This window comes from Nostocoides sp., assembly GCF_035343835.1.
Lineage (GTDB): Bacteria > Actinomycetota > Actinomycetes > Actinomycetales > Dermatophilaceae > Nostocoides_A > Nostocoides_A vanveenii.
Map to the genome: position 1 here is coordinate 1 of NZ_DAOQZV010000140.1, position 8566 is coordinate 8566.

General features: G+C 69.3%; 6 protein-coding genes. 1 reads left to right on the forward strand and 5 read right to left on the reverse strand.

From position 1 onward, the window contains the following. The 4 genes from nrfD to PKH97_RS10695 all read right to left on the reverse strand — a co-directional run. Positions 1-816 (reverse strand): NrfD/PsrC family molybdoenzyme membrane anchor subunit (gene nrfD / locus PKH97_RS10680; protein ID WP_324387393.1); only part of this gene is annotated, 816 nt, incomplete at its 3' end. After that, on the reverse strand, positions 813-1766 hold the full coding sequence (locus PKH97_RS10685; RefSeq protein ID WP_324387394.1) for a 4Fe-4S dicluster domain-containing protein: 954 nt from the start codon (positions 1764-1766) through the stop codon (positions 813-815). The genes nrfD and PKH97_RS10685, both read right to left, overlap by 4 nt. Then, the gene (gene fdh / locus PKH97_RS10690) at positions 1766-5083 is read right to left on the reverse strand and encodes a formate dehydrogenase (RefSeq protein WP_324387395.1); all 3318 of its coding nucleotides are present in this window, start codon (positions 5081-5083) and stop codon (positions 1766-1768) included. Before fdh ends, PKH97_RS10685 begins: the two co-directional genes overlap by 1 nt. Before the next feature lie 146 nt (positions 5084-5229). Next, positions 5230-5940, reverse strand: a complete 711-nt coding sequence (locus PKH97_RS10695; RefSeq protein ID WP_324387396.1) for a TetR/AcrR family transcriptional regulator — start codon at positions 5938-5940, stop codon at positions 5230-5232. A 95-nt stretch (positions 5941-6035) separates the two neighbouring features. Between PKH97_RS10695 and PKH97_RS10700 the strand changes: the two genes are divergently transcribed. Beyond that, complete coding sequence (locus tag PKH97_RS10700; protein WP_324387397.1) at positions 6036-7505, forward strand: MFS transporter; 1470 nt, start codon at positions 6036-6038, stop codon at positions 7503-7505. On the opposite strand, the gene PKH97_RS10705 is transcribed toward PKH97_RS10700, so the two are convergent. Beyond that, the coding region (locus PKH97_RS10705; protein WP_324387398.1) for an MATE family efflux transporter at positions 7502-8566 on the reverse strand (1065 nt) is incomplete at its 5' end. The genes PKH97_RS10700 and PKH97_RS10705 overlap by 4 nt on opposite strands.

Sequence of the window (8566 nt, forward strand, 5' to 3'; positions counted from 1 at the left end):
CCGGCCGTGCGCGAGCGGCTCGGCGAGCTCGCCGAGCCGCACGGCCATCAGGTGGTATGCCGTGACATCCGTCGCCGCCCCCATCAGCGCCAGCCGCCGCACCTCGCTCGTCTGCGCTGGCGGCGTGGTGATCATGGCCAGCCCGCACGACGCGGCCAGCGCCGAGCCGGTGAACACGAACGGCAGCTCTCGGTAGCTTTCCTGCCACAACGGGGTGGCCGTGTCCGACAAGAGCACGGCTGTATAGGCAGCCAGCGGCGCCGCGAAGGCGGCGCTGCCGACGCTCGACACGGGTGCGGCTACCTTCACGCCGGCCCCGATGGCCTTCTGCGGCAAGGAATCCCCACGTCCTAGGCCGAGAAGATCTGCCGCTTCGACTGCGAACGCGAGCCCAGCGCTTGCGCTGAATGCACTGAAGATCCACGTCCCCACCGACATCGGCGAGGTCAGCTTGACCGTGCGCATCATGTTGAGGAAACGCTCAGGGCGGCCGAGGTCGGCGACCAGCGCCCCGCCCGACAGGCCGACCGCGGCCATCGCTCCCAGCCGCGCGTTGCGGCGCAGCACGTCATAGCCACAGGCGTGCGCCCACGCCCCGATCAACCCGGACCCGGCGGCCAGGCCACCCAGGAAGAAGTAGGCCGGGATCTCGTGTCCCCAGGGTGCGGGTTTGACGATATGTCGCCCGTAATAGCTGGCAAACTGGGCATCCGGCACCATCACATTGGGATCGCGACGGCGACCCTCGCCACCGCCACGGCGGCGACGACGGGGCAACTCCGGCCCGCGGTCGGCGTCGAAAGCATTGACGGTCATCGGCGCCTGCCGAGGAAGGCGAAGGCGGCAGCGGCGAGCAAACCGGTCGCGGCGAAACCGGCTGCGCGAAACATCTCGGGCAACCGAGCGGTGGCGACGATTGGATCCGGCGGCAAGCCGTAGACCTCCGGCTCGTCCAGGAGCAGGAAGACCGAGCCCGTCCCCCCGACCCCGTCGTGCTCATTGCCGCCATAGACGCGAGCCTCGGTCAGCCCCTGGGCGTGCAGCACCTCGACCCGCTCGTGCGCCCGCCGGCGCATCTCGTCGTGATCGCCGAACTGGATCGAGGTCGTCGGGCAGGCCTTGGCGCACGCCGGCGTCAGGTCGGCGTCGAGCCGGTCGTAGCACAGCGTGCACTTCTGCGCGACGCCCACCCGCTCGGCAGAACGCTTGTCGGGCAACGGTTCTCGCCGCTCGATCACCCCGAAAGGGCAGGCCGGCACGCAGTAGCCGCAGCCATTGCAGACATCCGCCTGCACCACGACCGTCCCGAACTCCGAGCGGAACAACGCCCCCGTCGGGCAGACGTCGAGGCACCCGGCATGCGTGCAGTGCTTGCACACATCGGACGCCATCAGCCACCGGAAGTCCGGCACCTCGGCGACCGCGGCCTCGTCCGGGGGGCGGGCGGACGGCATACCGAGATCGACGAGCGCGGCACCGCTGCGGCGGGCGTCGGCGATGCGATCGGCGGTCTGCTCGACAAAGGCGACATGCCGCCACGTCGTCGCACCGAGATCACCGGTGTTGTCGTAGCTCATCCCGAGGATCGACAGATCGCCGTCCATCGGCAGCGTGTTCCACTCCTTGCACGCCACCTCACAGGCCTTGCAGCCGATGCAGATCGAGGTGTCGGTGAAGAAGCCCTTGCGCGGCTGGCGATCGGTGCCCCAGCCTGCGTCGCGAGCCGGGTCGGTCGGTCCGGCGAGTTGCTCGTGCCAAAAGCCCATCAGCGTTCCTCCTCTGCGGGTGCCGGCGCGTGTCCCTCCGCGTCGGCCTCGGTGACGAGCGTGTTGTCGGTCATCACCGTTGCGCCGGAACGGGATTGGTATTCCTCGACAAGGCGAAGCAGCGCCTCGCCGCGGGGCCGACGCCCGGGCCGGATGTCGCACGAACCGGCCTTGCTCTCCTGGATCTGGACGTTCGGATCCAGGGCCACGCCGAGCAGGTCGTTCGCCGCGTCGCCCGAGACGACCGCCTCGCGGCCGATGCCCCAGTGGTACGGCAGTCCGATCTGGTGGACGGTATGGCCGCGGACCACCAGCGGCGTCATCCGGTCGGTCACCAAGACTCGCGCCTCGATCGCGGTGCGGGCCGAGATGATCGTCGCCCAGCCATAGGGTTCGAGACCGCGCTCGGCGGCCAGCGCCGGCGAGACCTCGCAGAACATTTCCGGCTGCAACTCCGACAAATAGGGCAGCCAGCGGCTCATGCCCCCAGCCGTATGGTGCTCGGTCAGCCGGTAGGTCGTGAACACATAGGGATAGACCTCCGAGCCGGGCTCGCCCGCCGACGGGCTGAAGAGATTGTCCTTGCGGGGGAAGACGATTCGCGTCGGGCTCTGCTGCTGCGGATAGAGCGGGTTGCGGACCGGACTCTCCTGTGGCTCGTAGTGCGTGGGCAGCGGTCCGTCGACCATGCCGCGCGGGGCGAAGAGCCAGCCTTTCCCGTCAGCTTGCATGATGAACGGATCGTCGCCGGCCAGCCCCGCCGCGCCACCCACACCGAGATCGGGACGATAGGACGGAGCCGTCGTGAGGGGGAAGTCGGGGACATCGTCGCCGGCCCAGGTGCCGCGATCCTCATCCCACCAGACATACCGCTTGCGCTCGCTCCACGGCTTGCCGTCCGGGTCGGCCGAGGCGCGGTTGTAGAGCAACCGGCGGTTCATCGGCCACGCCCAGCCCCAATCCAGGGCGACCTCGTTCTGCTCCTGTCCTGGCCTGCGGTTCATCGATCGGTTGACGCCACCGGCGAAGACGCCGGAGTAGATCCAGCAGCCGCCTGTGGTGGAGCCGTCGGCGCGCATCTCACCGAAGCCGTCAAGCGGCCGGCCGGCCTGGTCCCCGCTCAGATGCACGCCATTGATCTCGGTCAGGACGGCCTCGGGATCGATCTCACCCGAGGCGTCGAGCGGGTAGTCCCAGGTCAGATCGAGCAGCGGCCGGTCGCGCGGGTCGTCGCTGTCGCGCAATAGATGGCGGATTCGCTTGCCGAGTTCATAGAAGAACTCCAACTCGCTCTGGGCATCGCCCGGCGGATCGATCGCCTTGTGGTGCCACTGGAGCAGCCGCTGAGTCTGGGTGAAGGTCCCGCCCTTCTCGGTGTGGTTGGCGGCCGGCAGGAAGAAGACCTCGGTGGCGATGTCCTCGGTCCGCAGCTCACCGGTTGCGAGTTCGGGGCCGTCCTTCCAAAAGGTCGCCGTCTCGATCAGGGCCAGGTCGCGCACGACGAGCCACTTCAGATGTGCCAGCCCCAGCCGCTGCTGACGCCCGTTGGCCGAGCCCACCGCGGGATTCTGGCCGAGCACGAAATAGCCGTCGACCTCGTCGTCGAGCATGGCCAGGACGGTTTGGTAGGTCCCGTGGGCTCCGGAGATCCGGGGCAGATAGTCGAAGGCCCAGTCGTTCTCGGCCGTGGCAGCGTCGCCCCACCACGACTTCAATAGGCTGACGGCATAGGCATCGGCATCGGCCCAGAAGCCCTTCTGGCTCTTGCTCCCGATCGAGTCGATGTACTGCGCCCAGGTGTCGTGCAGGCCTGCCATCGGCATGGGGAGATAGCCGGGCAGGATGTTGTAGAGCGTGGGGATGTCGGTGGAGCCCTGAATGCTCGCGTGCCCGCGCATCGCCATCACCCCACCGCCGGGGCGGCCCATGTTGCCGAGCAGCAGCTGCAGGATTGCCGCCGTGCGGATGAACTGGGCACCCAAGGTGTGCTGCGTCCACCCCACGGCATACACGAAGGCCGTCGTCCGCTCGCGGCCGGAGTTCTCGGTCACTGCCCGCGCCAGATAGTCGAAGTCCTCTACCCGGATGCCGCACGTGTCGGCGACCATCGCGGGCGTATAGCGGGCGAAGTGCCGCTTGAGGATCTGGAAGACGGTGCGCGGGTCCTGCAACGTCGGGTCGGTGCGGATCTCGGCGTGCTCCAGCGACGGACCACCGGATCCGAGGGCGTCGCCGGCCGCGCGCGCGGACGCGGTCGAGCCGTGCTCATCGCCCCAGTCGTCGACGCCGGTGCCCTGCGACCCGTCCGCATAGGCCCACGACGCCGGGTCATAGGCCCCGGTCGTGGGGTCGTAGCCGGAGAAGAGGCCACCGAGGTCCTCGGTGTCCTTGAAGTCCTCGCGGATCAGGTGGGCGGCATTGGTGTAATGCACGACGTAGTCGGTGAACCACAGGTCGTTGCTCAGCACATGGTTGATCAGCGCGCCGAGCAGAACGATGTCGGAGCCCGCCCGGATCGGGATGTGCTTGTCGGCCGTCGCCGAGGTCCGTGTGAAGCGCGGGTCGACGTGAATGACCTTGGCGCCCTTCAGCTTTGCCTCACCGACCCACTGGTAGGCCACCGGATGGCACTCGGCCATATTGGAGCCCTGGATGACGATGCAGTCAGCGTTGGCGAGATCCTGGACGGCTTGAGTGGCGCCGCCCCGCCCGAACGAGGACCCCAAACTGGGGACCGTTGCGGAGTGTCAAATACGGGCCTGATTCTCGATCTGGATCGCCCCGGCAGCCGTGAAGAGCTTCTTGATCAGGTAGTTCTCTTCGTTGTCGAGCGTGGCCCCGCCGAGGCTGGCGATGCCCATGGTCCGGCGCAGCGGGCGCCCGTGCTCGTCGGTGTCCTGCCAGTGCGCGCGCCGGGCGGCCACGAAACGTTCGGCGATCATGTCGATCGCCGTGTCCCGGGCGAGCGGCTCCCAGTCCGTGCCGCCCGGGCGACGGTAAAGGACCGTCGTGGGGCGTCCGGGGGCGTTGACCAACTGTTCGCTCGCGGATCCCTTCGGACACAACCGGCCTCGGCTGTGCGGGCTGTCGGGGTCGCCCTCGATCTGGATGACCTTCTCGTCCTTGACATAGATCCGCTGCCCGCACCCGACCGCGCAATAGGGGCACACGCTCTGCACGACCCGGTCGGCGGTCTCGGTGCGCGCGGTCCACGCTCGGGTCTTCGCCGAGGTCACCGCGGGGCCACGGCCGAGGAAGTCGCCCTCGGTGACCTGGCGCAGCACGGGCCAACTCAGGAAAGTCTTGGTCAGCGACATTGAGGCCACCTGCCGGTCCGGAGAAGTCACTTCAACCTACACGTGAGGGGCGTCGGGGGTGGGGAAGGAGAGGCGCGCGGCTAGCCCGATACTCGTCCGACCTCAGCGGAGCGGATACGCGTGCAGAGCGCAGCGGCTCGACCGGGTCAGCCCGCCTGGAGGCGCAGGCCGGCGAGAAGCAGATCCAGCCCGGAGGCGAACTGATCGATGTCCTCGTGGGCCGCGAATTCCTGCGCAATCTCGTGGATGAACGGGTATCGCTCCGGGTCGGTTGCAAGCCACGCCCGCGCCTGCGCAGCCAGAAACTCCTGGCGATCGACATTGACGTATGCCGCGGCCAACTCCGGCGACTGGCCCAACTCCGCGCCCACGCCGGTCGTGTAGTTGACGATGGCCGAGACAGCGTGGAAGCGCTCGCGCGACGTCAGCGGCAGCCGGAGCACCTGCTGGCCGAAGCGCTCGTAGAGCACCAGCGAATTGGGCTGAAGCTCCACATCGCGCATCAGGTGCACGGCGATCCAGGGGTGCTCGTGCATCGTGGCGTAGAGCGCCATGGCGAGCGTGCGGAGCGCGGTGAAGGGGTCGCCGCCGGTGACTGTCGCGGCAGTCTGCGCGAGCAGCCGGCCGATGACCTCGTCGGCGGCACGCTGGATGAGTTCGTCCTTGCCGGCGACATACCAATAGATGCTGCCGACGCCGCCGCCGAGCCGCCCGGCTAGCGACCGGAACGTCAGCGCACCCTCGCCGGCCTCGTCGAGCAGCTCGATGGCGCCCGCGAGGATCGACTCCAGCGAATGCTGGGCCCGGCGGCCACGCGCGGCCGGGAAGGCTACGGGTGCACGGCGAGCGGGCGGCATACGGCCATCCAAGCACAGGACTTGCGCTCAATCGAACGAAGTTCTATTCTCGAACACAGTTCGATACCGAACCACGTTCGATTGGAGGTTCACCCATGACTGCACTCAATAGCGGGCCCGCGGCCGACGCCACCGTCGTCGGGCCGGCCCGCCCCCAAACGCTGCGCGCCGCCTGGCTGCCCCTGCTCGCCCTCGCGCTCGCCTTCTTCGTCGAGATGGTCGACAACACCATCTTGACCATCGCGCTGCCGACCATCGGCCGCGAGCTCGGCGCGGGCACCACCGCCCTACAGTGGATCACAGGCGCCTACACCCTGACCTTCGGCGGGCTGCTGTTGACCGCCGGCTCCCTGGCCGATGGCCTCGGCCGTCGCCGAGTCCTGCTCTGGGCGCTCACCGCGTTCGGCCTGCTCAGCGGGCTGGTCCTGTTCGTCACCACCGCCGGGCAGCTCATTGCCGTGCGCGCCGCCCTCGGCATCGCCGCGGCCGGGATGGCCCCGGTGACCATGTCCCTGGTCTACCGCCTTTTCGACGACGAGCGCCTACGGATGCGGGCCATCACGCTGATGATCGTCGTCGGGATGAGCGGCTTCGCACTCGGCCCGATCCTCGCGGGCTCCATGCTCAGCCAGCTCGCTTGGCACTGGCTGCTCGCCGTCAACCTGCCGGTCGCCGCGATCGCCGTGCTTGGCGTGCGGATCGGCATTCCCGCCGACGCGCCCGGCGACCTGCACGACGCTCCCCTCGACGCGCCCGGCGCGGTCTTGACGATGCTGATGATGGGGAGCACGGCATACGTCCTGACGAGCGGAGTGGAGCACGGCTGGACCGCGCCGCTCACCCTCCTCGCTGCGCTGGTCGCGGTCGCCTCGACCGCCGGCTTCGTCCGGCGCGAACGCACGGCCGAACACCCCATGCTCGACCTGACTCTGCTGGCGAACCGGACGATCCGCGGTGCCGCGCTGGCGCAACTCGGCGGCAGCGTCGCGATGATCGGTGCGATCTTCGCGCTGACTCTGCACTTCCAGGACGCCTACGGGTGGAGCCCGATGCGCGCCGGCCTGGCCAATCTGCCCTTCGTCGTCACCATGTTGCTCGCCACCCCGGTCGCCGAGCAGCTCGCTGCGCGCTTGGGGCACCGGTTCGCCACCCTCGTCGCGGCGGCAACGCTGACGGTGAGCCTGGCGGGCATGGCCTGGGCAGTCCCGCACGGGTATGCCGCCATCGCCGCCGCGATGGTCGGGATGACCATCGGCCTGCGGACCATCATGACCATCTGCGCGATCGCGCTCGTCGATGCGATGCCGGTCAACCGCACTTCGGTCGGAGCCGCCCTCAACGACACCGCGCAGGAGGTGGGCACTAGCGTGGGAATCGCCGTCGTCGGCACCGTCCTCGCGGCTGCCCTCGGCACCGCCGGCGTGGGCGTTTGGGACAGCGCGACCATTGCCGCCTTCCTGCACGGGGAACGCCTGGCCTTTGTCCTGCTCGCCGTCATCGTCGGCCTGGTCGCCGCCTATGGCGCTAACGCCCTCACCGACTCCCGCTCCATCGAAGAGAATTAGTCGGCGCCCAGGACCAGCCAGGCATCGGTGCGGGCGCGATAGAGCAGGGCGGCGCCGCGGGCGAGCATGAAGCCGGTGAAGGCGACCCACAGATAGCCCAGCGCCGCGGGGGCCGAGGCGGGCGCAGCCCAGTGCACGGCCAGCGCCATCGGCACATAGACGATAAGCACCACGAGCATCGCCCAGGCCAGCCACCGCGCGTCACCGGCACCGATGAGCACCCCGTCGAGGACGAAGACCACCCCCGAGACGGGCTGGCTGAGGGCCACGACGAGCAGGCCGACGGCGATTGCGTCACGTACCTGCGGATCGGTGGTGAAGACCATCGGGATCACCCGGTGGCCGACCGCGAGCAGGACGCCGAGGCCCACGCCGCACCACAGGCCCCAGCGCACCATCAGCCGCGTCAACTCCCGCGCCTCGGCGGCGTCGCCGGCCCCCAACGCCTTGCCGGTCAGGGCCTGCGCGGCAATCGCGAGCGCGTCGAGCGCGAACGCCAGGAACGACCAGATCGTGGCACTGACTTGATAGGCAGCAAGCGAGACCACGCCCAGCCGCGCGGCGACCCAGGTGGTCAGCACGAGCACCGCCCGCAGCGCTAGGGTCCGCACCAGCAGCGGCACCCCACCCCGGGCGGCGGCGAGAACGCGCGCCGGATGGGGACGGACGCGGGCGCGGGTGCGAACGGCATACCGGACGAGGACGGCGAGCAACCAGGCGGCCATGCCGGCCTGCGCGATAACCGTCCCGACGGCGGAACCCGTTATGCCCCAATGGAATCCATAGACAAAGAGGACGTTCAGGGCGATATTCGCCCCGAACCCAGCAACCGAAACCGCCAGCGGCGTGCGCGTGTCCTGCAGCCCGCGCAGCACGCCGGTGCACGCGAGCGTTACCAGCATGGCCGGTATGCCGATCGCCGCCACCCGCAGGTAGCTCACCGCCGGCGCGAGGGCGGCGCCACTGCCGCCGAAGGCACGGCATACGGGCTCGGCGCAGAGCGCGAGCGGCACGGCGACGAGGGCCCCCAAGGCGATCGCGAGCCAGGTGCCGTCGAGGCC